Here is a 24,715-nt window from a genome sequence, read left to right as displayed (position 1 = left end):
CTGAGGTTTAAATGCCTTTTTTGAGGGTTTTTTCTAATTTTAGGCGAATGTGTTCATTGCCGGCAATGATATTTTTTTTGCGGAATATATCGCTACCACCTTCTTTATCGGTGACAAAACCACCTGCTTCACGAACCATCAGTATTCCAGCAGCCATATCCCAAATTTGCAGGTTATCTTCCCAAAAGCCATCGGTTCTTCCAGCAGCAACATAAGCTAAATCAAGCGCAGCAGCACCAAAACGGCGAAGTCCGGCAACCTCTGCCATCACATTACGTAATTCAATAAGATAGGCTCCATGATTTGGGCGACCAAAATGAGGCATGCCTGTGGCAATGACACAATCTTCTAGTCTGCGCCGTGCAGAAACGCGACAGCGGCGGTCATTGAAAAAAGCACCACACCCGCGTTCTGCGGTGAAGAGTTCATCATTCACGGGATTGTAAATGACACCACCAACGATTTTCCCTTGGCTTTCTAAGGCAATGGAAACAGCAAAAAAAGGAATGCCATGGAGAAAATTTGTGGTGCCATCTAAAGGGTCAACAATAAAACGGTGTTGTGAATCTTCTCCAATGATTTCTTCTGACTCTTCCATCAGAAAACCAAATTTGGGGCGCGCTTTGCTTAATTCATTGAAAATAATTTTTTCCGCTTTGCGATCTGCTTGGCTGACATAATCTGCTGGTCCTTTCAAAGACACTTGCAAATTTTGCACTTCACCGTAATCACGTACCAACGAGCGTCCTGCTTTCATTGCAGCTTGCACCATGACATTCATGACTGCAGAATGGGCCATTTTTTATTCCTTTATTTATCTTTTTCATTTGCACGACGCAAATAAATCAACTCATTGGTGTCTACAATGATACGTTCACCAGCATTCATAAAGGGGGGAACAAGAATACGAATCCCGTTTTCAAGAATGGCGGGTTTATAAGAGGAGGTAACCGTTTGTCCTTTGATGGCAGGATCGGCTTCCGCAATCGTGACAGCAACTTGATCAGGAAGTGAGATGCCAATAGGCTTTTCTTGATAAAGTTCAACTGTGACAGTCATCCCATCTTGGAGAAACGCAGCACGTTCACCAACAAAATCCTTTTGGAGTTCAAGTTGTTCATAAGATTCTGAATCCATAAAGACCAAAGCATCCCCTTGTTGATAAAGAAATGTGAAATCCTTTTGTTCAAGGCGCACGCGTTCAACGGTCTCAGCAGCGCGAAATCGTTCATTAAGTTTTGTACCATCAATCAAATTTTTCATTTCAACTTGGTTAAATGCACCACCTTTTCCTGGTTTTACAGCGTTGCATTTAACAGCAACCCATAAACTTCCTTGATGTTCGATCACATTACCAGGGCGAATTTCATTGCCATTAATTTTCATCGTTTCTATCCAATTCTATTCTTGCAAAAAGAACTCTCTTGTTGTCTTTATGGCGCTTTTCTTTGCTGCCTTTAACAGTCAAGCTCTTTTGTTATTTTCGGGCTAAAATCCCTTTGATTAACCTTGCGGCTCTCTCATGGTCCTGTGTGCTCTTTATGGGCTTTCTCCTGCTTTTTGCAAAGAGAAAAGCTTAAGTAAAAAAGGACCTTTATGTATTTTTGCTTTTCAGTTCTTTGCAAGACCATAAAAAGCGCTCAGACGCAAGCTTTTTAAAAATTTGCACAAAAATTTTTTAGAATTTTTGGGGAAATTTATCCCGTTGTGTCGTAAAATATCATCATTGATGGCAATGATATAATTGATGGCAATGATATAATTGATGGTAATGATATAAGTTCCCTAAAACCATGAGGTGTTTTTAATTAAGAATATGTGAATACGGAGTTTATTATGAGTGTCTCATGGGATAGAGCGTGGTGTGTGTTATCGCGGGGTGTTCGTTTGTATTCTTATCAGAGATCAGCTGTAAAAAGGCTTTCTGTTTTATCGAGATTAGGACTCTAAATTTTTTTAAAAGCAGGTATTTTTCTGTACTTGATGCGATTTCATCATGAGAGTACGGGGGCTGTTGTTTTGTTAAGATATCAGCATAGAAAAAGGAAAGTAGAACATTTGAGATATCGGCCATTTCTTTTAAACGCCCTACGCTGACACAATTTAAGCCGTTTTCATATTTCTGGATTTGTTGGAAAGTGACACCTAAAGCGTGTCCTAAAGTTGTTTGAGACATTTTTAGCATTTTTCGTCTCAAACGAATTTTTTGCCAATGAATTTGCCACTGAAAATGTCGTTATAAGGATTTTACCAAGACCCTAGAAAATGCTACACGGGATATAGAAAACTCTTCAGCTGCTTCAATCACAGATAGTCCAAGTTTTGCATTTACATCTTCGCGTAACAATTCACTAGGGTGTGGGGCATTTTCATTATTTTTAGTATTCTTCTTTTCTTAAATCTTAAAGCTATAATTTACACTATTTTGTATTGTCACAATCTATAATAAAATTTATCCACTCTGGCTAAAAATGAGGTTTTTTATTGAGGTGCAAATCTCTTTGCCTTTCGCAAGAGCTTTTAAGTCTTTACGTGTAAAATATAGAGAATGTTTACATTAAATAGCGGGTTCATTTGGGCTGAGTACTTATATGAGCACGTGGTTCTCCGTTCACACTATACTGAAGAAGAGACACTATAGTGCTACTATTTAATCTTATTCTATAACTCAAATTCACACCCATGTTTTGCTGCTTTTGAGGTTGATCTGTATAGATCACATTATATCCATTCCGTCGCAACAGATTGATAAATAAAGGAGTAAAGCTGTCTGCTGTATTATTTTTCTTTATAAGAAGTGTGGTTGTAGCTGGTGGTAGAGATCTCTTGATATCGCTAATAAATTTGTTAGCGACTAATTGTGCCTGACGCTTTGTAAGACTTTGATCAACATAATTTGATGAATAATTGCCTACAGATGCGCAACCAGCCACCAACACAACCGGTGACAGCAATAAATATTTTAACATCTTTAATTCCCCTTACTTATTGTTGCTCTTTATTTGCAAAGCTCCTCTTCCAGAAATAAGAGCAACTTTACGCATAGCACATTAACAACATATCGGTATCTAATCAATGAATAATGGTTTCAGCTGTAAAGGCTGTTTGAAGTGCTTCTGGTGGCGTATATTTTAATAAACAGCTGCTTTTAGTGATTATGGTAAAAAAGCAATTTTTTGCGTTTGCATGTTAAGATCATGTCCTCTATCACCATTATAAAATGATGTGTTAAGTGTTATTCCAGATTGATCAAAAAAATTTTCAAGCATTGCTTTTTGAGGGATGTCTTTTTTTAAATACGTATGAATGCTTATCCTGTTTGCTGTAAAATACTATCGTTTGAGGTGTGGTGCTATAAGGTATCAAATTTTGCACATGTGATGTTTTTATGAGAGTGTGTGGTGAATATTTGAGGGAGCTTGTCCGGATAATCTTGTGAAATGAACCACATAAAATGGGAAGCTAAAAGAGTTCTGTTCTGAGAAGACGGATTGTTTCCCAACCGGATAGGGAAGGGGCTTCTGTCCTTTGAGGGATGGGAGGCAAGTTAAGAACAGAGAGTGTAGTGCTCTATGTCATGATGTTAAAAGCTTTCATTTTGATCAGAGAGTAATTGTAAAATGGCTCTTTGTTTTATCGAGGTTAGAACTCTAAATCTTTTGAGCAGCAGGTATTCTTCTGTACTTGATGCGATTTCATCATGAGGGTATGGGGGCTGTTGTTTTGCTGAGGTGTCCGCATAGAAAAAAACAAGTGGAACATTTAAGATATCGGCAATTTCTTTTAAACGCCCTGCGCTGACACGATTTAAGCCGTTTTCATATTTCTGGATTTGTTGGAAAGTGGCACCTAAATGTTAACCTAATGTTTTTTGAGACATTTTTAGCATTTTTCGTCTCAAACGAATTTTTTTGCCAATGAAAATGTCGTTATCAAGATTTCTGGCTCGCATTTTAAAGCCCCCGCCGGTTGCGAGCGCCCTCGCGTTGGTATTCCGGGAGTCTAAAAACACTGAACTCAAATCAGCATTTTGCTTTTAGTGCTGAAAGCACTTGGACATAGCAAAATCTCCCGGAATCCCGGGATACCCGCAAAGCGGGGTCAATTCATGTTTGAGTTTTCGGGTTTTTAGATCCCTATTGGTCGTTGCGTATGCGACCAAGACACTTTTCAAGTCATAAAGTAATTTTAGGAAATTTACAATAAAAAATAGCTTTTTACTGAGAGGCGGCGTGTTTTTCGTCCAAGAAAAAAGAATGAAAAAATAGAGCTTTCGGAATTTTCGGGATAGCCTAGCTCTTTTGCTTATTGGATATTGTTTGCTTAAGCAAATGATACCAGTGCGTTTTCTTTACCAATGAAAATGTCGTTATCAAGATTTTTGGCTCGCATTTTAAAGCCCCCGCCGGTTGCGAGCGCCCTCGCGTTGGTATTCCGGGAGTCTAAAAACACTGACCTCAAATCAGCCTTTTTGCTTTTAGTGCTTAAAGCACCTGGACAGAGCAAAATCTCCCGGAATTTCTATAAATTTTATCTTTTTGATGCAGAGAGGAGTATTTTAAAAAACAGGAAGGAGCTTTATTGCTTCTTTGTGCGCTTTTTCTAGTTGTGCCTTATCCATGCCTTGGAGCATTATTTCAAGATCAGGAGCTTGCATTTTTGCCTCCTTTGCGAGCATATACCATGCCGCTGCCATTATTATATCGCCTTTTGTTCCTGTGCCATCTCGATAAAGCCTTGCAAGGGAAATCTGTGCTGGTGCTACCATGTTGATCGCATTTCTTTGAAGTAAATGAAAAGCACGCTGAAAATCTGTTTCTCCTCCACGCCCCTGTACAAGCCATTGTGCTAAATGAAGTTGAGCTTTTAAGTGATTGTTTTGAGCCGCTACCTCCATGAGCTTGCGGGCATTGCGATCATCTTTTGGTCGCTTTAACGTGCCTAAGGAAAGAATTTTTGCAGCAGAAAAAGCAGCATCAGCATCCCCAAGAGCAGCACCTTTTAAGTACCATTTTAAGGCTTGCTCTATTGCTTCATTTTCACGACTTTGGGAAGAAACACCAGGGAGAGCTTGTTTTTCCTGTGAGGCTTTATAAAGAAGCAGTTGTCCATAATAAAAATAGGCTTCCTTGACGCCTGCTTTGACAGCTTTTTGAATGAATTGCTCACCAAGTCCTTGATTTTGTTTTATAAAGTTACCATCAAACAACATAAGTCCATAGCGTAGTTGTGCTTGGGGTTCCCCCTGTTTTGCAGCGCGTTCAAACCATAAAGCAGCACGCGCACCGTCAATAGGAACAGCACATCCTTCCATATAAATTCGGGCAAGAAGAGTTTGTGCAAAAGGATCATTTTTTTCAGCACGTCGGAGTGCTTCACGAAAAGCTTTTAAATAATAACCTTGGATGTAATAGTCATAGGCTTGGTCATAGTCTCCAGCTTTTAAGGGCTGAAAGGGTTCTTGAGTGTTTGAAGCTTCTTGAATCGTATTGAAAGAGCTTTCAGAATTTGAGATTTCTTCAGTGTTTCCCGCTGAAATTACAGCAGAACTTGCAAGCCCAATCACGCCTAAGATAAGCAGCTTCACGCTTCTCTTGATCATGGTGTTTTCTCCTCATTACCGATCAGAATTTTCACATTTTTTTTTTATCATTACAAGCCGTATAAGAATCTCATTTCTATATTACTTTTTATCTCTCAGTTTTTCGTCTTGGTTCAAGGTAGGGTTGGGTAAGTTAAAAAAGTAGCATAAATGTCGACGAGAGACAGACTGTTTAAAACAGTTCTGTTAAAAATAATACAGTCCTGTTAAAAATAATAATGATGAGGGGTTATCGTATGTAAAGATGCTTATCTTCTATTATATCAATGGCTTATCCCCCTAAAATGAAAAAATGCTTACAATGGAGGTTGCTTTTTAAAATACGTATGAATGCTTATGAATAGCGCACGCTATCCGTGTGATGTTAGCTTGCATTCTCATCAGAGATCAGCTGTAAAAAGGCTTTCTTTTTTACCGTTGTTAGAATTCTAAATCTTTTGAGCAGCAGGTATTCCTCTGTGCTTGATGCGATTTCATCATGGTGGTATGGGGACTGCTGTTTTGTAATGATATCCGCGTAAAAAAAGGCAATGGGAACATTCAAAATATCAGAAATTTCCATTAAACGCCCTGCGCTGACACGATTTAAGCCTTTTTCATATTTTTGAATTTGTTGGAAAGTGACACCTAAAGCGTGTCCTAAAGTTGTTTGAGACATTTTTAGCATTTTTCGTCTCAAACGAATTTTTTTGCCAATAACTCAAACGAATTTTTTTGCCAATAAAAAGATCAATATTAAGATTTTGAGATTGCATTTTTCCCCGCCGGTTGCGAGCGCCCTCGCATGAGTATTCCGGGAGCTTGAAAGTACTGAAATCTAATCAGCTTTTTTTGCTTTTAGTGCTTAAAGCACCTGGACATAGCAAAAACTCCCGGAATTCCGGGATACCCACAAAGTGGGGTAAATTCATGTTTAGATTTTCGGGCTTTCAAGACCCTCTTGGTCGTTGCGTATGCGACCAAAACACCGTTTAATTCATAAAGTAATTTTAGGAAATTTACAATAAAAATTAAAATAGTGTCTCTTAACGTGTCGTTTCTTAAAATGGAGGGGTGGCATGTTTTGCATTCAAGCAATAAAGTGTTCACAAAGGGGACTTTGAATAGCACACACTATCGCGTTATGTTAGCTTGCATTCTCATCAGAGATCAGCTGTAAAAAGGCTTTCTTTTTTACCGTTGTTAGAATTCTAAATCTTTTGAGCAGCAGGTATTCCTCTGTGCTTGATGCGATTTCATCATGGTGGTATGGGGACTGCTGTTTTGTTAAGATATCGGCATAAAAAAAGGAAAGTGGAACATTCAAGATATCGGAAATTTTCTTTAATCGCCCTGCGCTGACACGATTTAAGCCTTTTTCATATTTTTGAATTTGTTGGAAGCTTACGCCTAAAGCGTGCCCTAAAGTTGTTTGAGACATTTTTAGCATTTTTCGTCTCAAACGAATTTTTTTGCCAATGAAAATATCATTATCAAGATCTTTGGTTCGCATTTTAAAGCCCCCGCCGGTCGCGAGCGCCCTCGCATGAGTATTCCGGGAGCTTGAAAATACTGAGTTCTAGTCAGCCTTTTTGCTTTTAGTGCTTAAAGCACCTGGACATAGCAAAAACTCCCGGAATTCCGGGATACCCACAAAGTGGGCTCATCTTTACGCTAGAACTTAGGGTTTTCAAGGCCCCTTTTGGTCGTTGCGTATGCGACCAAAACATCTTTTAATTCATAAAGTAATTTCAGGAAATTTACAATAAAAATAGTTTTTTACTTACAAAATTTGTTTTTTATGAGAGGCTATCCGCTTCTTAAATCTCTCTGGAATGATTGTCAAAATCATGACATCAGCCCCCGTGTTTTTTGAGAGGGTTAAAAAGCCTTAAGTTTTAAGATCAAAAGAACTTTGGACGCTTAAAAGTTAAACATTTTCAATTCGCTAATATTGACAACATAGACAAGAGTAATTATCTCCAATATTCTGGAATAGAAAGGACATATATTATGAAGACCACCCTTTCTCCGCTAATTTCAGAGTTCGAAACCGTTGAACAGGAAAGCAGCTACACTGCATGGCTGCGCGATAAGGTAGCGAGAAGTCTTGCAAATCCATATCCTCCTATTCCGCATGATGAGGTTATGGCTGAAATGGAAGTTATAATCAGTCAGCTTGAAGCTGAACAGGACAAGTGATGCTTCCGGTTGTTTGGTTGTCTTCGGCACGTGACGATTTGCGTCAGATGTTACCTATATTGCTCGCGAAAATCCATCTGCTGCGCGCGCGCCGAATGAAAAGGTTTTTGGAAGCATCCGTACTGCCATTGGCTGAACATCCATATTTATACAGACAGAGTGAGAAGGTATTAGGATTACGAGAAATTGTAGCACATCCAAATTACCTTATATTGTATCGAGTAGCTGCACATCAAATCGAAATTGTAGCTGTAGTACATGCCCGACGTGAATTTCCTATTTTTCTTTAATCTAATGAGAGACTGCCTCTTAAACCTTTCTGGAACAATTACCAAAATCATGACATCAGCCCCGCGTTTATCAAAGAGACTAAAATGATTTCTTCCACGGTAATGAATTCACGCGCGGTCTCTTCATTAAAATTTGCACAATCGCTTGCTGTTTGAAGAAGGGGGGGGTGATCGTTTCTCTGTGCTATAGGATGTGTGTCTGTGGAATGTGGTGGGGTGGCATGTGGTTTTGGGCGTGCGCTTTAAAAAATAAACATAAGCATTATTCAAATTTACTTTAATGCATGAATTGTATCTGTATTAAAAGAGAAATCAGCTTTTTGTAAGCGCTTAATAAGTTTGGGAAATGTTTCGTTTACGTGTTCTTTAAAAGAAAGGTAGTAAACTCCACCAACATCTGAAAGCATTTCAATGCCTTCTTTTTGTAGAATAGCAATCCTCTCAAGAGGAAGTGTGGCAGCTAACATGCCCATTTCGAAAATAACGTTTTGTCGTGCACGGGGTTGAATTTTTTCTGCACCTTGAGATATAGCATAACCCATGTCATCATGCGTGAGGAGTACAATACCAAAACTTATAGAACTGTCACAAATTTCTTTTTTCAAAGTTTGAATGATGGGTAAACCATTACCACTCGTGTTTTGTAAGATGTATGGTTCGAGACCAAGCTTGAGAAGAACATTTTCAAGCTCCGTTAAGGCATAACAATCATGACCATGAACGATAAAAATTTTTTTATTTGAAGGATTGGAGGCAGTTTTTGAGGAAGGAATCGTTGATGTTTCTTCTATATGCTTTGCTAAATCTTCTATTAACTTTTGTTTTATGTTTTCTTTGCCTTGAACGTTGATTGTTCCTGTGCTTTCATACCAATTAATAACGCCTCCTTCGGAGGTTTTGATCTGATATCCTTTAGAAGAATTAAGTGATAGAAACTTAGTTTCTATGATTTTATATCCAGCTGTTTTAACTATATCTTTAAGGTCTTCGAAGGTGCCGCTATATTTCACTGTTTATATTCTTTCAATATCGCTGGTTATTAATATAAAATGTTGATTTATTTTTATAACTATTTGAATTTAAATAGCTTTATGATTTCATTTTCTTATACAATGCACAAAAAGAGACGGTCACCTTCCATTCAATTGATTGAAACGTGGGAAAACTTGACTAAATGATGGGAAATTTTACTGCGTGATGAAGCGATCTGATTGAATTGTGAATGAACGAAACGAATTTTTCTCCTATTTGTATATGCCGTTATGTGCTCTATATAAGAAACACGAAAGTTAACGCTTTATTTATAAATTCTCCTCCTATATTACAAGGGGGTGTTCTCACATTTTTCTTGCATTGTTTTAAGCAGTATTAAGGGGTTGTCGTTCCCCAAAATGACTTCTTCTACAGCAATGAATTCACATCCAGTCTTTAAGACTTCATCAAAGGTTGAAAAATCGCTTCCTGCTTGGATAATGGCGGGGGTTTGCATAATTTCTGCCCACCATGTTGCTAACTGGAGATTGCGGGGGTGCGCTTGGGGTTTTTTATCAGCCCCGAGTTTTCCAAAGAACAGGTAATCAACACCTGTTTCCGCTGCAAGCATAGCACTATGGCGATTGCGTAAATTGCCAAAGCCTATGATTTTTTGTTCCTTTTGCTGATTTTTGAAGCTTTCAAGAGCGTTAAGATCATCTTCTATGTGCAATCCATCAGCCTTTATGCGTCCAGCAATGCGGCTGTCATCAGCGATGAGAAGGGCTGCGTCATGATGTTGAATATCTTCTGCGTAAGTTTGCGCTTGTTGTTGTAAAAAAGAGCCATCATCTTTCAACCTTTCAGAATCATGGAGGATGACGCATGCAAAAGACTTTGTTTGCAAAATTTGCTGCAAAAATGTGTGTGGGGTGTTGCGCCGAACATCAAGTGTTAAAATCAACTGAGGGAAAAGAGGTGGATCAATTGGTTTATTTTTTTGTTGTGTCATGTCAAATCCCTGTTTCTTAGAAAAAATAACGCTTAAAAATTAAAGTTTCATTCTATTATGCTTATTTGTGATAAAAGTGACCACCATTTTCACGTAGTTTAAAGGATTTGTGGGTGTGTGGGAGCCTGCTTATGAGAAATGAAAGTGTTTTAAAGCATAATATGTTGCCTTTTTGTTGTGATACACGTATGGACGTTTTTCGTTCTTTTGCCTTTAAAAAACTTTTGCCTTTTAAAAAATAAACGCTTAAAATGAAACTTGACACTTAAAAATTAAAATTTCATCCTGTTCATGCTTGTTGGCAATAAGGGTAAGCACCATTTTTATGGGACTTCAAGGGGGGTGTGACGTGTGGGAGTCCACTGATGAAATACCAAGGTATTCTTGAGCATAATACTCAACCTTTTCGCCGTGATACACGTATTGATGTTTTTCGTTCTTTAGCCTTATTGACGATTTTCATCAACCATATTCCCAGAACGATCTATGAGTCTTTTACTTATAGAAATTTCGGTTTTTCTGATTGTGCAGAAGTGTTTGTTTTGCTTTCAGGGATTGCTCTTGGGTTAAGCTTTCATGGACGGTTACAGCAAAAATCCTTTGCTTTTATTATCCGAAAACTTTGGTACAGAGCTCTGCAGCTCTATGGTGCATATCTTTTTACTACTTTTGTCACGTTAAGTCTTTTTTTTGCTGCCTTTTTATTATGGAAAACAGAAAAACTTTTATCGATGAACAATTTGGGACTCTTTTTTAAAGAGCCTAGTATCGCATTTTTGAGTACCTTAAGCTTTGGGCATCAATTGGGATATAATAATATTCTTCCTCTTTATATCGTTTTGATGTTTTTTGCGCCTTTTATCCTTTATTTGAGTTGTAAGCAGACAAAATGGCTGCTTTTGGGCTCCTTTACACTGTATCTTATCTGCGGATTTTATAAAATTGCTCCTCCTTCTTATCCTTTAAAGGGAAAGTGGTTTTTAAATCCTTTGTCTTGGCAATTCTTATTTGTCATAGGATTGACCAGTACTTTAGCGCTTAAACAAGGAAAAAAAATCGCTTTTCAGTCTTTTTGGATTGTTTGTGCGGCAGCGTATCTCTTGTTGGCGCTGTTATGGGTTCGCTTAAACTGGTGGGGCATTTTGGGGTGGCTTGGCTGGTCTTCCCCATTGTTGAACTTTAATAAAACCTTTTTAAGCTTGCCACGTTTACTCCATGTTCTTGCATTAGCCTTTCTCATTCTTTCTTTGCCGCGCATCAATAAATGGTTTTATGTCTCTCAGAAACATCTTTTAGCAATTTTAGGAAAACATAGTTTACCGGTCTTTGTAACGGGAACCATTTTTGCGATGTTTGGACAAATTATAAAAACAGTGATGACAGAAACGTTTTTTTCCGATACCCTCTTAATAATAACGGGTATTGCTTTGCAATTTGGAGTCGCTTATTATTGTGAAAAACGGCAATCTTGGCAGTGGTCATTTTCAAGGAAAATGATCCGTTTATAAAAAACATTCCTATAGTGTTTGTTGGGCACGTTAACCTTAGTATAAAAAGTGCGTTGCGCAAAAAAATTAAAAGAGGTAGCAGTTTTAAAAAAAGCGTTCTATACAGCAACAAAAGAAACTTTTTAATACTCTGTTCGTTGAGTGGTATAATTTTGTGCTGATACTTGGAGTATAAAAGCGTGAGTGTACATAAACGTCCATATGATGAACCTATTATCATGATTGAGCATAATGCTTTTGAAAATGCTTTTAATCGTCTCTATGAAGAAACAATGGCGCTGATTGAAAAAACCGCAGCGTATATTGACTCAGAAGGGAAATTAGTAGCACGCTCTCTTTCGGCAGAGGTTTCTGCAATCTATGCAAAAGAGGCTATGTATTTAAGTACACGACTTATGCAAATCGCTTCTCAACTCCTTCTTCTTCGCGCAGAGCGTGAAGGGGAAATGTCATCAGAACAAATAAAAAAAGAAATTGTAAAAGTGTCACTTCATACACTGAACATTGGAACTTGAAACCCCTCATTGGCATGAATTGCCAGAAGTTTTTCGCCAATTTGTTTCTCATTCATTGCGTTTAGAAGCGCGGATAACCTATATGCGTGCTGGGTGGGAAACTGCGGCCTCCTGTGCTCTAGAAGATGATAATCCAGTGGGAAAACAAATCGAATTGCTCAAAACAGCCTTTGGGCGTTCTTAGAGGTACTCCCTTGCTTTGTGCGAAGGGGAAATGTCATCAGAACAAATAAAAAAGACATTGTAAAAGTGTCACTTCATACACTGAGCATTGGAACTTGAAACCCCTCATTGGCATGAATTGCCAGAAGTTTTTCGCCAATTTGTTTCTCATTCATTGCGTTTAGAAGCGTGCATTTTTTTCATTTAGAGATGCTGCTGTAGTTTAAGCACTTTGGTCAATAAGCGGCGGCTTTATCTTGAACGATGATAATCTAGTGGGAAAACAAATCGAATTACTGAAACGACTTGTGGGCGTGCTGAGAATAATAGCTCCTTGCTTCTTTCTTGCGATATTTAGAGCAGTATACCCATTTTTTTTACAACCGAAATTTCACAACTAAAACTAATCTAGAGTGCTTTTTTCTGCCTAATTTCTATTTGAGCGTAGGAAATATCTTGAGCTTATAGCTTAGAGGGGGTGTATAAGTATTGATTGTAAATTATGGCATGGGATGGAGTATGGTTGGTTTTGTGGGAAATCGGCTTTGGTTGATTGCAGCTGGAATACTTTCTGTTGATCTATCGTGTGATTTTGTTTTGGTTATGATAATGATCTGGCTCTAAGATAGAGTAGGGGCTTGTACATCAATTTATTTATGCTCTATAATTTATGCCTATAAAGCTGCTGTAAAGTGTGTGTTAATGAGGATGATACACATTGTTACAGTTTTTGGGCTTCTTTTGTTTTGAATGGAAGGTATTTTCCTTCGCGTAAAATAAAATATCCAAAATAAAATGCCATATAGTGCCATATAATGAATGTCCCATGGGTTCCTTGTGCCCCTATGCAATGTCCCTCTCTACGCAATGTCATTGTGGTGTGATGAGTATATTCAAAAATATTTCTCAGTTCTTATTCATATCCGTTGAGCCTCTCTCATCTTTATGCTTGCAAAGGAGAAAGCCGGCACTATCATCATCTTTGCCAGTCCCCAATGTTGCGGCAGCCTTTGGAACTTGAGACAATTCATTAGAAGCATTATTTTTAGTCCTTTCTTGTACAGTTTCACTCTATACGGCAATCCCACGTTTCATATGTAAGAGAATGGTTTTGATTGCTTCAATATAAACAGATTTGTAATGAGAAAATCTTAGGATATTCGGGATTCTTATGCAACATACAAAATAATTAATTATCTTTATAAATCAACGTGTTGTCTTGTTATGGTAGCGCCATGCTATAATGTAAAAAGTTTTCGCAAAGTGTGTACCATCCGTTTCATAGCCTCTTTACACTTATGAATGTACAATCCAGCACTGCTCTATTTTCTCGCTTGCGATGTTTAACCGTTATGGCATTGGATATGATATAGAAAGGGAATTTTTATGCTTTAGAGGGTGCTTGATAGGGTGCTTGCTTGTGATGTGTGAATGGTTTTGATTGATTTCAGTTATGCTTCATAAAGATGCTGTTCGTTGCGTGTTATAATTGTATAAATTTGGGGGGATGATTATCTTTTTACTGGTTTTGTCTTGGGTTGCTGTTTTCTTTGTGGTCTTGTCTTTATTCACATCTTTATTCACAGGGGGGAAAAGTGTATAGACTGTAGTTTATGGCAGAGACGATTCGTATTATAGGCATTGATCCCGGATTACGGCGTACAGGGTGGGGCGTTATCGATGTTGCGGGTAATCGTCTTCAGTTTATTGCAGCAGGGACGGTTTCTTCTGATGTAAAGTGTGAGCTGGCTTCCAGACTATGTCAGATCCACAAAGGTCTTTCAGAGGTTGTGCATCAATTTATGCCCCATGAAGCTGCTGTAGAACATGTGTTTGTCAATAAAGATGCTACAGCAACTTTAAAACTTGGGCAAGCACGTGCAATTGCACTGCTGGTTCCTGCGCAAGCAAATCTTCCTGTTTTTGAATATGCGCCCAACAAAGTGAAAAAATCGGTTATTGGTGTTGGACATGGGGCTAAAGAACAAATCCATATGATGGTCAAAGTTCTCCTCCCACGGGCTGAATTTGATAGCAGTGATGCGGCTGATGCTCTTGCTCTTGCTCTTTGTCATAGTATGCACCGTAACAGTATTGACCGATCTTATCAGGCAAGGATAGCGATATGAGTGGGGTGGCAACATGATTGGCAAATTAAAGGGCACTCTTGAACATATCTTTGATGATCATATCCTTCTTGATGTGCACGGTGTGGGTTATGTTGTTTTTGTGTCAAATCGGCTGCGTCCTTCTTTACCCTCTGTTGGGGAGGCGTTAAGCCTTTTTATTGAAACGCATGTTCGGGAAGACGCAATCCGCCTTTTTGGTTTTGCTACAAGAGCTGAACAGGAGTGGTTTTGTCTTCTACAAAATGTTCCTGGAGTAGGGGCAAAGGTTGCTTTGGCAATCTTGGGTACTTTATCGCCAGATGAACTTGCACAGGCTATTGCTTTAAACGATGTTGCGATGATTAGTCGAGCGCCGGGCGTTGGTAAAAAAGTCAGTGAAAGAATTGTGGGTGAGTTGAAAAGTAAAACACTCCCCTTTGAACAAGCGCTCAAGACTGTTTTGGTTCCTCAGCGTGAGATGACCAATCAACCTGCGCATGATGCGCTTTCCGCGTTGATGAAGCTAGGGTTTGAACGGGAGCATGCATCCCGTGCTCTTGCTCTTGCGATGAACGCTCTTGAGGGGGAAACTGTTTCTTCTGCCCTGCTGATCCGCCATAGTCTCAAATTGCTTTCTTCTCCTACTTAAAATCAAGGTAACAATGCATAAAGATGAAGATAAACGCCTTCTGGGTTCCGCCTCCCTTCCTAACGATCCAGATCGTTCCTTAAGACCACAAGTTCTCGATGACTTTATTGGTCAAGAAGTGGCACGGGCTAATTTAAAAATATTTATTGAAGCAGCAAAAACGCGGCAAGAAGCGCTGGATCACGTTTTGTTTGTAGGGCCACCGGGGTTGGGAAAAACAACGCTTTCACAGATTATGGCAAAAGAATTAGGCGTTAATTTTCGCTCTACTTCAGGGCCGGTCATCGCTAAAGCAGGAGATTTAGCCGCTCTCTTGACCAATCTTGAAGAACGTGATGTCTTGTTTATTGATGAAATTCATCGCTTAAATCCGGCGATTGAGGAAATTCTTTATCCAGCCATGGAAGATTATCAACTGGATTTGATCATTGGGGAGGGGCCGGCCGCACGCTCGGTGAAAATTGATCTGGCTAAATTTACTTTGGTAGCGGCAACCACACGTTTGGGGCTTTTGACCACACCGCTGAGAGACCGTTTTGGCATCCCAATTCGTCTCAATTTTTATACGATAGAAGAATTAGAATATATTGTGCAGCGTAATGCGCGGCTTTTTGCCGTCAAGATTAGTGATGATGGTGCCCATGAAATTGCACGCCGAGCACGGGGGACCCCTCGTATTGCCGGACGGCTTTTACGGCGCGTTTGTGATTTTGCTTTGGTTAAACAAGCAAAACAAATTGACCAAAAAATCGCCGATGAAGCGCTTTCGCGCCTTGAGGTCGATCATCTTGGTCTTGATCCGCTTGACCGTCGCTACTTGCTTCTGATTGCGGAAACTTTTTTAGGGGGACCGGTGGGGATTGAAACGATTGCTGCTGCTTTATCAGAACCACGCGATGCCATTGAAGATATTGTTGAACCGTATTTGCTCCAACAAGGTTTTATTCAAAGAACTGCTCGTGGACGCATTCTAACTGAAAAGGCTTGGAGCCATTTAGGGCTTTCTGCTCCAGCCTCTACAACGTCTATACAAAGGCGTTCTCAACTTTCTGATGCTCAAGACAATTCATTACTTCAGACGTCTTTATGGGATGGGGAAGATGACTAAGGCATTTCTTCATTAAAAGAAACTATTTGAACATTTTATAGCAAGGTCATAAAATACAAGAGACGTGCTTCCTTTAACATATTCTGGTCGAAAAAGTTTGGCACTATTGAGGGTTTTTTGCTTTCCACAACTTCAACACAAAAATGTGTTCAATCTTTTGATTGATAAACAATTTGCTATATTAGCTATATTAGATGATTTTATGGGGCATGAAGTCGATGACAGAAATAACACCTTTTAAGAGCAATCATACAAACGCTTTTCATAATTTTCAGGTCCGCGTTTATGTTGCTGATACAGATTTTTCCGGTGTGGTTTATCATGCGCGTTATCTTGAGTTTTTTGAACGAGGACGTTCAGAGTTTTTACGAGATGCCGGTTTTAATAATAAGATGTTAGCAGCAGGGGTTGAGGGAGAAAAACTGTTTTTTGTTGTTCGTCATATGGAAATTAATTTTTCAAGACCAGCTAAAATTGATAATCTTTTAGTCGTTAAAACACGTGTTACTCATATCCAAGGGGCACGCTTTTTTATGGAGCAATCTATTTTGCATGAGATGACCACGTTGGTAACAGCCAAAGTTGAAATTGCTCTGATTAATGAGGAGGCAAAACCGCGACGTTTACCCAAAGAACTTTTTGCAAAAATTCTTGGTTAAAAGTATTATTCATTGAACCAGCAGCTTTAGGAGAGATCGGCAGATATAAAGTAATCTACAATCTAAAACTATACATTTATCATAGCCTAAATGTTTTCCAACAAGGTTACACGATACAGCAAAAGAAAACAGCTCTGCTACAACACTACAATAAATTGAAGATGATATTTCACAAAATTAAACACGCCTCATCCATGTTATGATTCAAAATCAATGTTTCATCATCCATTTTCTGTTATAAACTCAAGATATTTTTCTTTCTTTTGAAGAAAGGTTTGTTGGCATCAGAAAACAACAGAAAAGTACAAAAAAAAATAAATAAAAAATGGATTAAGATTTGTTTTTATAAAAATGCACATACCCAGCGCAATATTGCAATAAAGTGATAATAAGCCATTAGGTTGAAAATTGTCTAAAAACGCCCAAAGGGTGTTTTTAAGCAATTTGATTTGTTTTTTTACTGGATTGTCATTTGGCATCACAAGAGCGCGTGTTTCATCCATTTCTATCTATAATGCATCACTTTATGTGCGCTTCTAAGCGTAGTAAATGAGTGAGAGATCAATGTATATAAAGCAGAAATGCATTCTTGATTTAAAGTTTCAAAAGCATATTATTCTATATAATATATTGACTTAGAAAGATAAATTATCACTTCTCACGGGCACAAATTCCAATAGAGGAATAAAATACTTTGCATTTCAAATCTGTTCATGTTGAAACAATTAAAATCATTTGCTTACACATCATAAGAGAGCAATATAAATCATTGAAAAAATTGTAAAAATGTTCCTTATGTATCATTCTCAATGCAATAACGATCAAATATCGCAAGTGAGCAAAGAGAGCGAAGAAGCTGGTTTTCATGAAGTAAAGACGTGAAAAGGCTTTTTTCATATCACAGAAGCTTTTACGTTATACCATAGTGCCAGAGAGATGATAGGCATTGAAAGAGGCAAATTCACAACACAATGAGATTACATGAGACTTACACTAGATTATATAGGACTTGTAGGGGTGCGTGGGGGAGGCGCATTGTTGTGAGGTGTGGTAGGGTGGTTTAGTGTCGTTTTTTTGCCCGATGGTGTGATCTTATTAAAGAATGAGAGAAACAATAGCCTGAGGCAAAGCATAATTTTTCATGATGATAACATATTTATTTATAATGATCATTCACTGCGTTGCAATTTTTAGATAATTCTGAAACTTGTAAGATTTTTTCTTTTCAAGCTCTATTGCTGCGAATTAATTAAAAACATTTTCTTACATGTCACAAGCGGGGTTGATGAGTGGGTACAAAAACACTTAAGAAAGGAATAAAATGCTTCTTATGAATCTTTTCAAGTGCTAAGACTTATTGCAGCATTTTAAGCTTAAAACGCGTATGATGATTTAGCGTTCTTTTCATAAGCGTAAAGATGGTGGTGCATAATAGATTTTATATTATGCATTTTTATATCTTTTATTTTTATAGTATTTATGGAGAAGTTCTTATCGTTATATTTTTCATAAATGCTGTTGTGAAATGAGGAGGGGCCTGCATTGAGGGATGTCTCTCGTCATCACTTTTTAAGGAAATTTAAGAAACAAGTCTTGTTTTAGCGCATGGATTTATGTGAGACTAGAGTTTTTACTTAAATTTAGAAACTATAAAATAATCTGTTTTATAAAACTTTTAAAAATACACCTTTCATTTAGAGGGATAAAAATTATGCCGCATGGTGAACTAACAAATCCGGAAACAATTGGAATGTTGCATTTGTTTATGCAAGCGAGTTGGATCGTGAAAGGTGTTATGATTGGCTTGCTGCTCGCTTCCATCTGGAGTTGGGCAATTATTTTTGATAAAATTTTTACGTATCGGAGAATACGGCGTGAAATAAAGCAGTTTGAACGTACATTTTGGTCCGGCAAAGCGCTAGAAGATCTTTATGCATCATGCAAAAGTCAACGTACCAATAGTATATCCGCAGTTTTTATAGCAGCAATGGTTGAATGGAAAAAATCTCTTGAAAAAGGGACCCATACATCGAAAAGTTTGCAGAGCAGAATTGATAAGGCTATGGATTTGACGCTGGGACGTGAAAGTGAAAAAATAGAATCAAAATTAAGTTTTCTTGCGACACTGGGGTCTGCTGGACCTTTTATCGGACTTTTTGGAACAGTTATTGGTATTATGGAGTCTTTTCTTTCTATTTCAGCTTCTCAAAATACATCACTTGCCATTGTCGCGCCGGGGATTGCAGAAGCGCTTTTGGCAACCGCTATTGGTTTGTTTGCAGCAATTCCAGCCGTTATTGCTTATAACAAGTTGACTCATGAAAGTGCGCGCATCATTGCACAAATAGAAAATTTTGCCGATGAATTTTCAACAATTGTATCGCGGCGTATTGATGAAACACGCACAGCACCTTCCTCTTTATAAAAAGGAGCTTATCCATGGGCGTTTCTGTTGCTTCTTCTTCTTCTCGCAAAAATACACGTAGGCGGCATCATTCACGAAGCCAACTGATGAGTGAGATCAATGTCACTCCTTTTGTGGATGTCATGCTGGTCTTGTTGATTATTTTTATGGTCTCTGCTCCCCTTTTAGTGAACGGTGTTCCTCTAGATTTGCCTCGTAGTCAAGCGGGTCCCGTACGAGCTCAAAAGACACCCCTTACGGTTTCACTTGACGCGCAAGGGCGCTTTGCCATTAATCAAGATTATTATGAAACGTCACAGGCCCTGATTGCACACCTGAAAACTCTTCTGGAAGCAGATGCTACACAAAAAGATCAACGGGTTTTTGTGCGGGTTGCTAAAACTGTTGAATATCAGCAGGTATTAAAACTGCTGGCGGATATTCAAAAAGCGGGGTTTTCTCAAGTTGCGTTAGCAAGTCTAGCACAATAAATAATAAGTAATAAAATTGCGCATAACCGGTTGTTTTTAATTTTTTTTTAAAAAAGAGCATAGAGTGATTAAAAATGAAAAAATGTAAGGCATAAATAAGGCATAAAGAATGAATAAAGACTCCTATCATAGTATGAAACGAGGCTTGGCTTTATCCCTTGTGGTCCATGTCATTTTTCTCAGTTGGGGAGCCATTCAGTTTACAAGCTCTGTCTCTTTACCACAACCATTGGAAGCAATTCCCATTACTCTTGCTCCTTTAGTGGACGAGTTTTCTTCTCAACAAGGAGCCGTGAAGGCTCCTATCCGTGCAATCCCTGCCATAAAACCAACTATGCAGCCACAAGAGAAAGAAGATGCACGCCATATTGGAGAGGGACAAATAGATAGTCTTGCACCATTTCAACCAAAGGAAAAGCCGCGTCCCGTTGAAACAGCATCGCCACCATCAAGCGAGAACACATCAGAAACATTTGCACCAGAACTTACAAAACCAGAATTATTAGAAGCAAAAACAGAGGATGCGCCCAAGGTTGCACCTGAGATGCCTTTGGAGGCACCACCGGAGGATGCGCCCAAGGTTGCACCTGAGATGCCTTTGGAGGCCCCAGAGGATGCGCCCCAGGTTGCACCTGAGAGGCCTTTGGAGGCACCAGCAGAGGATGCGCCCAACGTTGCGCCTGAGATGCCGTTGGAGGCACCAGAGGGTGCGCCCAAGGTTGCGCCGGAGATGCCTTTGGAGGCCCCAGAGGATGCGCCCCAGGTTGCACCTGAGATGCCTTTGGAGGCACCAGAGGATGCGCCCAAGGTTGCGCCTGAGATGCCTTTGGAGGCACCACCAGAGGATGCGCCCAAGGTTGCACCTGAGATGCCTTTGGAGGCACCAGAGGATGCGCCCAAGGTTGCGCCTGAGATGCCTTTGGAGGCACCAGAGGATGCGCCCAAGGTTGCACCTGAGATGCCTTTGAGAGTGCCGGAAGATGCCTCTAAGGTTGCGCTCAAGCCTGCGCACAAAAATGAAGAGATGATATCGCCAAAAGAATTGGCTCCAACGGTCCCAAAAGTACCAGCAGAGCAGATTGTTCATCAAGCGCCCAAAATTGTACTTCCAGAAAAATCTCTTCTTCCACAGTTTAAACCAAAGTTTGACGAAAAATCTCCAAGGAAGAATGAGGCTGCATTGAATCAAAATACGCCAAAGCTTAACAAGAAAAACCAAGAGAAACAGACCATTGAAGATATTTTAGCTCTGGAGGAAAATAATTTGCTTAATCGTGCGCGGTCACAAGGAGGGGGGGCAAAACGTTCTCATACACCAGAAGCTTTGGGTGCAAGAAAAAATATTAATGATACCACAAAAATGGCACAAACATTGGTCAATATTGCGGGGGGATGTATTCAACAGAAGCTTAAACTTGTGGCGCTTGGCGGCGATTTAAAAAACCGTCCGGTTGTGCGGTTGCGATTTTATTTAGACCGTGAAGGGATGGTTGTGGGTGATCCTATCATTGATCCCGTAAGCGGCCTTGAGAGTCAACAAGCTATTATGATAAGGCAGGTGTACGCTGCTGTCTTTTCATGCCAACCTTATGCAGATCTCCCACGTGATCAATATGATCTATGGGGGCAAGGTTTTGACTTTAATGTTGATCCCCTCCAAGAAATAAGATGATAAACGAGAAAAAAGCGCTTAACGAAAGGACACATTCCATGATGACTATAACGAGACATAAAGTTTTTGCTTGGTTTATTGTCACTTGTGGGTTGTGGCTTTCAAGTATTTCATCGGGTTATGCGCAATTGAAAGGAACTATTTCGAGCGCTGATTTTAATCCCATTCCCATTGCAATTACAGACTTTATTTCCAATGATTCGATTGGGTTGAAAATATCTGCTGTGGTGACAGCCGATCTTGAACGGTCGGGGCTTTTTTTACCGCTTGATAAAGCAAATTTTTTTGAAAACATTTCTAATCCTAATAAACAACCGCATTTTGCTTCTTGGCAGAAAATAAAAGCGCAAGGTTTAGTTACTGGGCAAGTCATGAGAGAAATCGATGGACGTTTGAGGGTCGATTTTCGTTTATGGGATGTTTTTGGACAAAGACAATTGAAAGGACGGCGTTTTTATACCGCGACAGAACGTTGGCGGCGTGTAGCACATATGATCGCAGATGAGATCTATAGTGAGATGACAGGAGAAAGTGGTTATTTTGATACACGAATTGTTTTTATCGATGAAACAGGCCCCCAAAATGCACGCATTAAACGCTTAGCAATGATGGATCAAGATGGTGCAAATTTGATTTATATGTCTGATGGAAGTGAATTGGTGCTTACGCCGCGTTTTTCTCCAAAAAGACAAGAAATGACCTATATGGCTTATGAGGACAATCAAGTACCTCATGTTTATCTCCAACAAATTGAAATGGGGCAAAGAGAGTTGATCGGAACGTTTAATAACATGACAATTGCTCCACGTTTTTCTTCTGATGGACAAAAAGTTATCATGAGTTTGTTACAAAATGATGGGAGTGCCAATCTTTACACCATGGATTTACGAACCCGTACGATGACGCGACTTACAACAACTTCTGCTATTGATACTTCTGCTTCTTATTCACCGGATGGAAAACAAATCGTCTTTTCTTCAGATCGTAGTGGAAAGCCGCAAATCTATAAAATGAATGCGGATGGGAGTGATATTCAGCGTATTTCTTCAAACGATGGGAGTTATTCAACACCTATTTGGTCTCCACGGGGTGACTATATCGCCTTTACAAAACAATTAAACGGACAATTTTCTATCGGTGTTATGCGCCCTGATGGACAAGGAGAACGAATTTTAACCACGGGGTTTCACAATGAAGGACCAACTTGGGCCCCTAATGGTCGTGTGCTGATGTTCTTTCGCAAAAATCCCGGTATGGGACCAAAAATTTATACGATTGATATTACGGGTCGCAATGAACGTCAATTACCCACCCCCAATGATGCTTCAGATCCAGCATGGTCGCCTTTGCTCAATATACAATAAAACAAAATGCTTAAAAACAGAATATAGAAGGAATACAGTCTCAAGTTTAAACAATCTCAATAGTTTTTTAATTATTTAAAAGAAGGAATTGATTATAGTGGGCATGGGGAGTTATATAGGTTTCATCTATCATCTACGGTTGTTGATCGATAATGGAATTTCCTTGGGGGAAAATGCTTAAAAAAATTCAAAACAATACCTTGAAAAAATAGAGTCGAAAATTTTGAGATCTCTAGATTTCAATTTTTTATTCAAAGTGTCGCTATATATATTTTTTTAAGCTTCCTCTTCGATTTTGTTTGTGAAGAGTCCTCTTGTCAGGGGGGGCTGTTGCTCTTTGATGTGTTTTATTCAAGTACGCGGTTGTTTTAGGTCTGAATATTGATTGATTGGTAAGAGCAAAAGGACAGATTTTTAAGATAAATGACGTTATTTTAGAAATATACGATGCCATAAAGTTAATGCCATAAAGTCAAAAATTTATCCGCAACAGATTAGAGAGATGTACCGCCTTTTTGTACAATACTTTGCTAAACAATCAGCTCTGGCTTTCTATTTGCTTATTTTTATTCTGTGATGTTGTAAAAACACTGTCCTTTGAAGTGTGGTGATATAGGGCGTATAAATAGGACGTATAAATAGGACGTATAAACCTCCTTGATATATTCTAAGTGTTTTTAAGTGCGTGGCGAATATTTAGGGGAGTGCATGTTTGTTGAGCCTTAAGTTTCAAGCGAATTCCATGGGTGATTCGTCATAGGAATACGTTAGGAAAATCCCAATTGTTTAGAGGCTAGATCATTTTCATCACTTGAGAGCGGAGAGGAGGTTCATCTTAAAGAACAAAAAGATCAAATAGAGAGGGGATATAGGGATAATTTTTGGGGCATGTAAGAAAGGCGTGAGGCTACAGAGTTTTGTATGCTTTCTTTTTTTGGTTATGTTTTCTGAAATTAATTGCGGTTTTCTTGTTGCACTGACAGCTTTTCCCCGCTATTGACGCGGGGCTTTTATATGTGCGGATAAAGAGGAGAGGTGACAGATGCTTTTGAAGCCCTCATGAATGAAGAGAGGGCTTATGCAAATGATGGGAATTATACAGACAATTTTGCCAAAATCTCATCACTGACATCAAAATTGGCATAAACATTTTGCACATCATCATCTTCTTCTAATGTTGAAATCAGCCGTAAAACGGACAAAGCTTTTTCTTCATCTATTGGTGCAAGGGTGGTGGCTTTCCAAATCGTTTTAATCGATTCTGCTTCACCAAGTTTTGCTTCAAGTGTTTTGGAAACTTCACCAATATCTTCAAATGCGCAGGTAATATGATGTCCGGTTTCTTCTGATTGCACATCTTCGGCACCGGCTTCAATTGCTGCATCCATGATGTTATCGGCTGTCCCTGCTTCTGGCTTATAGATTATTTCACCAATCCGATTAAACATGAAACTGACCGATCCTGTTTCCCCTAAGGCTCCTCCTGATTTTGTGAAGGCGGCGCGCACATTTGAAGCGGTGCGGTTGCGGTTATCAGTTAAAGCTTCAACAATGACGGCAACGCCACCTGGTCCATAGCCCTCATAGCGTACTTCATCATAATTTTCGACATCGGCGCCTGACGCTTTTTTAATCGCGCGTTCAATATTATCTTTCGGCATCGATTGTGCTTTGGCATTTTGAACAGCCAGCCTTAAACGTGGATTCATGGCTGGATCAGGAGCACCTTGTTTTGCTGCTACGGTAATTTCGCGTGCAAGTTTAGAAAATATTTTCGAGCGCATTGCATCTTGACGCCCTTTACGGTGCATAATATTTTTAAATTGTGAATGGCCTGCCATAGTTTTCCTTCCTATTTGAGGGCTTTCTTTCCAGTTGGATACTCTTTAGAATTTAAGGCGATAAAGCACGCATCCCACCAGAATAAATGTGCCACAGCATGAGGTGAAATAATCGAATAAACCCTTTATAAGAAAATTCATCTTAAAGGTAAAGACACCTTAGTTGAGGATCATTAC

At 39.1% G+C, this 24,715-nt stretch carries 21 protein-coding genes and 3 pseudogenes; 13 read left to right on the top strand and 11 right to left on the bottom strand.

The genetic code is table 11. The annotated features are described in order from the left end of the window. Positions 1–7 precede the first annotated feature (7 nt). The 8 genes and pseudogenes from ACFILH_RS03000 to ACFILH_RS02965 all read right to left on the bottom strand — a co-directional run bounded on the left by ACFILH_RS03000 (position 8) and on the right by ACFILH_RS02965 (position 7,094). Positions 8–799 carry an inositol monophosphatase family protein gene (locus ACFILH_RS03000; RefSeq protein WP_273790481.1) on the bottom strand — a complete coding sequence of 264 codons (792 nt, stop codon included), beginning with the start codon at positions 797–799 and terminating at the stop codon, positions 8–10. 11 nt (positions 800–810) lie between these two features. Continuing rightward, on the bottom strand, positions 811–1,386 hold the full coding sequence (gene efp / locus ACFILH_RS02995) for an elongation factor P (protein ID WP_015856958.1): 576 nt from the start codon (positions 1,384–1,386) through the stop codon (positions 811–813). 448 nt (positions 1,387–1,834) lie between these two features. Continuing rightward, positions 1,835–2,218, bottom strand: coding sequence for a helix-turn-helix domain-containing protein (locus ACFILH_RS02990; protein WP_375667359.1), 384 nt, complete (start codon positions 2,216–2,218; stop codon positions 1,835–1,837). A 352-nt stretch (positions 2,219–2,570) separates the two neighbouring features. Further along, complete coding sequence (locus tag ACFILH_RS02985) at positions 2,571–2,969, bottom strand: hypothetical protein (protein WP_375643256.1); 399 nt, start codon at positions 2,967–2,969, stop codon at positions 2,571–2,573. Positions 2,970–3,583: 614 nt separating this feature from the next. Then, positions 3,584–3,952, bottom strand: a pseudogene (locus tag ACFILH_RS02980) (helix-turn-helix domain-containing protein). 606 nt (positions 3,953–4,558) lie between these two features. Next, complete coding sequence (locus ACFILH_RS02975) at positions 4,559–5,602, bottom strand: tetratricopeptide repeat protein (RefSeq protein WP_375630927.1); 1,044 nt, start codon at positions 5,600–5,602, stop codon at positions 4,559–4,561. A gap of 364 nt (positions 5,603–5,966) precedes the next feature. Continuing rightward, positions 5,967–6,357: pseudogene (locus ACFILH_RS02970) on the bottom strand (helix-turn-helix domain-containing protein). A 371-nt stretch (positions 6,358–6,728) separates the two neighbouring features. Beyond that, positions 6,729–7,094: a helix-turn-helix domain-containing protein gene (locus ACFILH_RS02965; protein ID WP_375641837.1), complete on the bottom strand. Its 366-nt coding sequence runs from the start codon at positions 7,092–7,094 to the stop codon at positions 6,729–6,731. A 500-nt stretch (positions 7,095–7,594) separates the two neighbouring features. Here ACFILH_RS02965 and ACFILH_RS02960 point away from each other — a divergent pair, with 500 nt between their 5' ends. Together ACFILH_RS02960 and ACFILH_RS02955 are read left to right on the top strand one after the other, a co-directional pair. Beyond that, the gene (locus ACFILH_RS02960; protein WP_375667337.1) at positions 7,595–7,783 is read left to right on the top strand and encodes an antitoxin; all 189 of its coding nucleotides are present in this window, start codon (positions 7,595–7,597) and stop codon (positions 7,781–7,783) included. Beyond that, positions 7,783–8,073, top strand: a complete 291-nt coding sequence (locus tag ACFILH_RS02955) for a type II toxin-antitoxin system RelE/ParE family toxin (RefSeq protein WP_375667336.1) — start codon at positions 7,783–7,785, stop codon at positions 8,071–8,073. Before ACFILH_RS02960 ends, ACFILH_RS02955 begins: the two co-directional genes overlap by 1 nt. Before the next feature lie 272 nt (positions 8,074–8,345). Here the strand turns inward: ACFILH_RS02955 and ACFILH_RS02950 are convergent, their stop codons facing one another. Further along, positions 8,346–9,083 carry a TIR domain-containing protein gene (locus ACFILH_RS02950; protein ID WP_375664413.1) on the bottom strand — a complete coding sequence of 246 codons (738 nt, stop codon included), beginning with the start codon at positions 9,081–9,083 and terminating at the stop codon, positions 8,346–8,348. Positions 9,084–9,394: 311 nt separating this feature from the next. After that, entirely contained in the window at positions 9,395–10,057 is a 663-nt protein-coding gene (locus ACFILH_RS02945; protein WP_375658040.1) for a thiamine phosphate synthase, read from the bottom strand. Positions 10,058–10,422: 365 nt separating this feature from the next. Here ACFILH_RS02945 and ACFILH_RS02940 point away from each other — a divergent pair, with 365 nt between their 5' ends. From ACFILH_RS02940 to tolB, 11 genes and pseudogenes are all read left to right on the top strand, one after another. Beyond that, complete coding sequence (locus ACFILH_RS02940) at positions 10,423–11,565, top strand: OpgC family protein (RefSeq protein WP_375667335.1); 1,143 nt, start codon at positions 10,423–10,425, stop codon at positions 11,563–11,565. Positions 11,566–11,744: 179 nt separating this feature from the next. After that, a pseudogene (locus tag ACFILH_RS02935) lies at positions 11,745–12,264 on the top strand (DUF1465 family protein). Between the two features lie 467 nt (positions 12,265–12,731). Next, the gene (locus ACFILH_RS02930) at positions 12,732–12,866 is read left to right on the top strand and encodes a hypothetical protein (protein ID WP_375656466.1); all 135 of its coding nucleotides are present in this window, start codon (positions 12,732–12,734) and stop codon (positions 12,864–12,866) included. 989 nt (positions 12,867–13,855) lie between these two features. After that, positions 13,856–14,371: a crossover junction endodeoxyribonuclease RuvC gene (gene ruvC / locus ACFILH_RS02925; RefSeq protein ID WP_375637576.1), complete on the top strand. Its 516-nt coding sequence runs from the start codon at positions 13,856–13,858 to the stop codon at positions 14,369–14,371. A 13-nt stretch (positions 14,372–14,384) separates the two neighbouring features. Further along, entirely contained in the window at positions 14,385–14,999 is a 615-nt protein-coding gene (gene ruvA, locus ACFILH_RS02920) for a Holliday junction branch migration protein RuvA (protein WP_375667333.1), read from the top strand. A gap of 13 nt (positions 15,000–15,012) precedes the next feature. Next, positions 15,013–16,107: a Holliday junction branch migration DNA helicase RuvB gene (ruvB, locus tag ACFILH_RS02915; RefSeq protein WP_375630934.1), complete on the top strand. Its 1,095-nt coding sequence runs from the start codon at positions 15,013–15,015 to the stop codon at positions 16,105–16,107. A gap of 218 nt (positions 16,108–16,325) precedes the next feature. Beyond that, positions 16,326–16,766: a tol-pal system-associated acyl-CoA thioesterase gene (gene ybgC, locus ACFILH_RS02910; RefSeq protein WP_273790465.1), complete on the top strand. Its 441-nt coding sequence runs from the start codon at positions 16,326–16,328 to the stop codon at positions 16,764–16,766. Between the two features lie 1,711 nt (positions 16,767–18,477). Further along, complete coding sequence (tolQ, locus tag ACFILH_RS02905; protein ID WP_273790464.1) at positions 18,478–19,191, top strand: protein TolQ; 714 nt, start codon at positions 18,478–18,480, stop codon at positions 19,189–19,191. A 14-nt stretch (positions 19,192–19,205) separates the two neighbouring features. Then, entirely contained in the window at positions 19,206–19,661 is a 456-nt protein-coding gene (tolR, locus tag ACFILH_RS02900; RefSeq protein WP_273790463.1) for a protein TolR, read from the top strand. A 109-nt stretch (positions 19,662–19,770) separates the two neighbouring features. Then, positions 19,771–21,333, top strand: a complete 1,563-nt coding sequence (locus ACFILH_RS02895; protein WP_375667332.1) for a cell envelope biogenesis protein TolA — start codon at positions 19,771–19,773, stop codon at positions 21,331–21,333. 38 nt (positions 21,334–21,371) lie between these two features. Beyond that, on the top strand, positions 21,372–22,697 hold the full coding sequence (tolB, locus tag ACFILH_RS02890) for a Tol-Pal system beta propeller repeat protein TolB (protein WP_375654367.1): 1,326 nt from the start codon (positions 21,372–21,374) through the stop codon (positions 22,695–22,697). A 1,094-nt stretch (positions 22,698–23,791) separates the two neighbouring features. On the opposite strand, the gene ACFILH_RS02885 is transcribed toward tolB, so the two are convergent. Continuing rightward, a complete protein-coding gene (locus tag ACFILH_RS02885) occupies positions 23,792–24,538 on the bottom strand; it encodes a YebC/PmpR family DNA-binding transcriptional regulator (protein WP_254492472.1) in 747 nt (248 codons plus the stop codon). Between the last annotated feature and the right edge of the window lie 177 nt (positions 24,539–24,715).

This window comes from Bartonella sp. CL435QHHD, from assembly GCF_042195095.1.
In the GTDB taxonomy this organism is placed as follows: Bacteria; Pseudomonadota; Alphaproteobacteria; order Rhizobiales; family Rhizobiaceae; genus Bartonella.
Note: the sequence above shows the minus strand (reverse complement) of the source record. Positions and strands in the feature narration are given on the sequence as shown.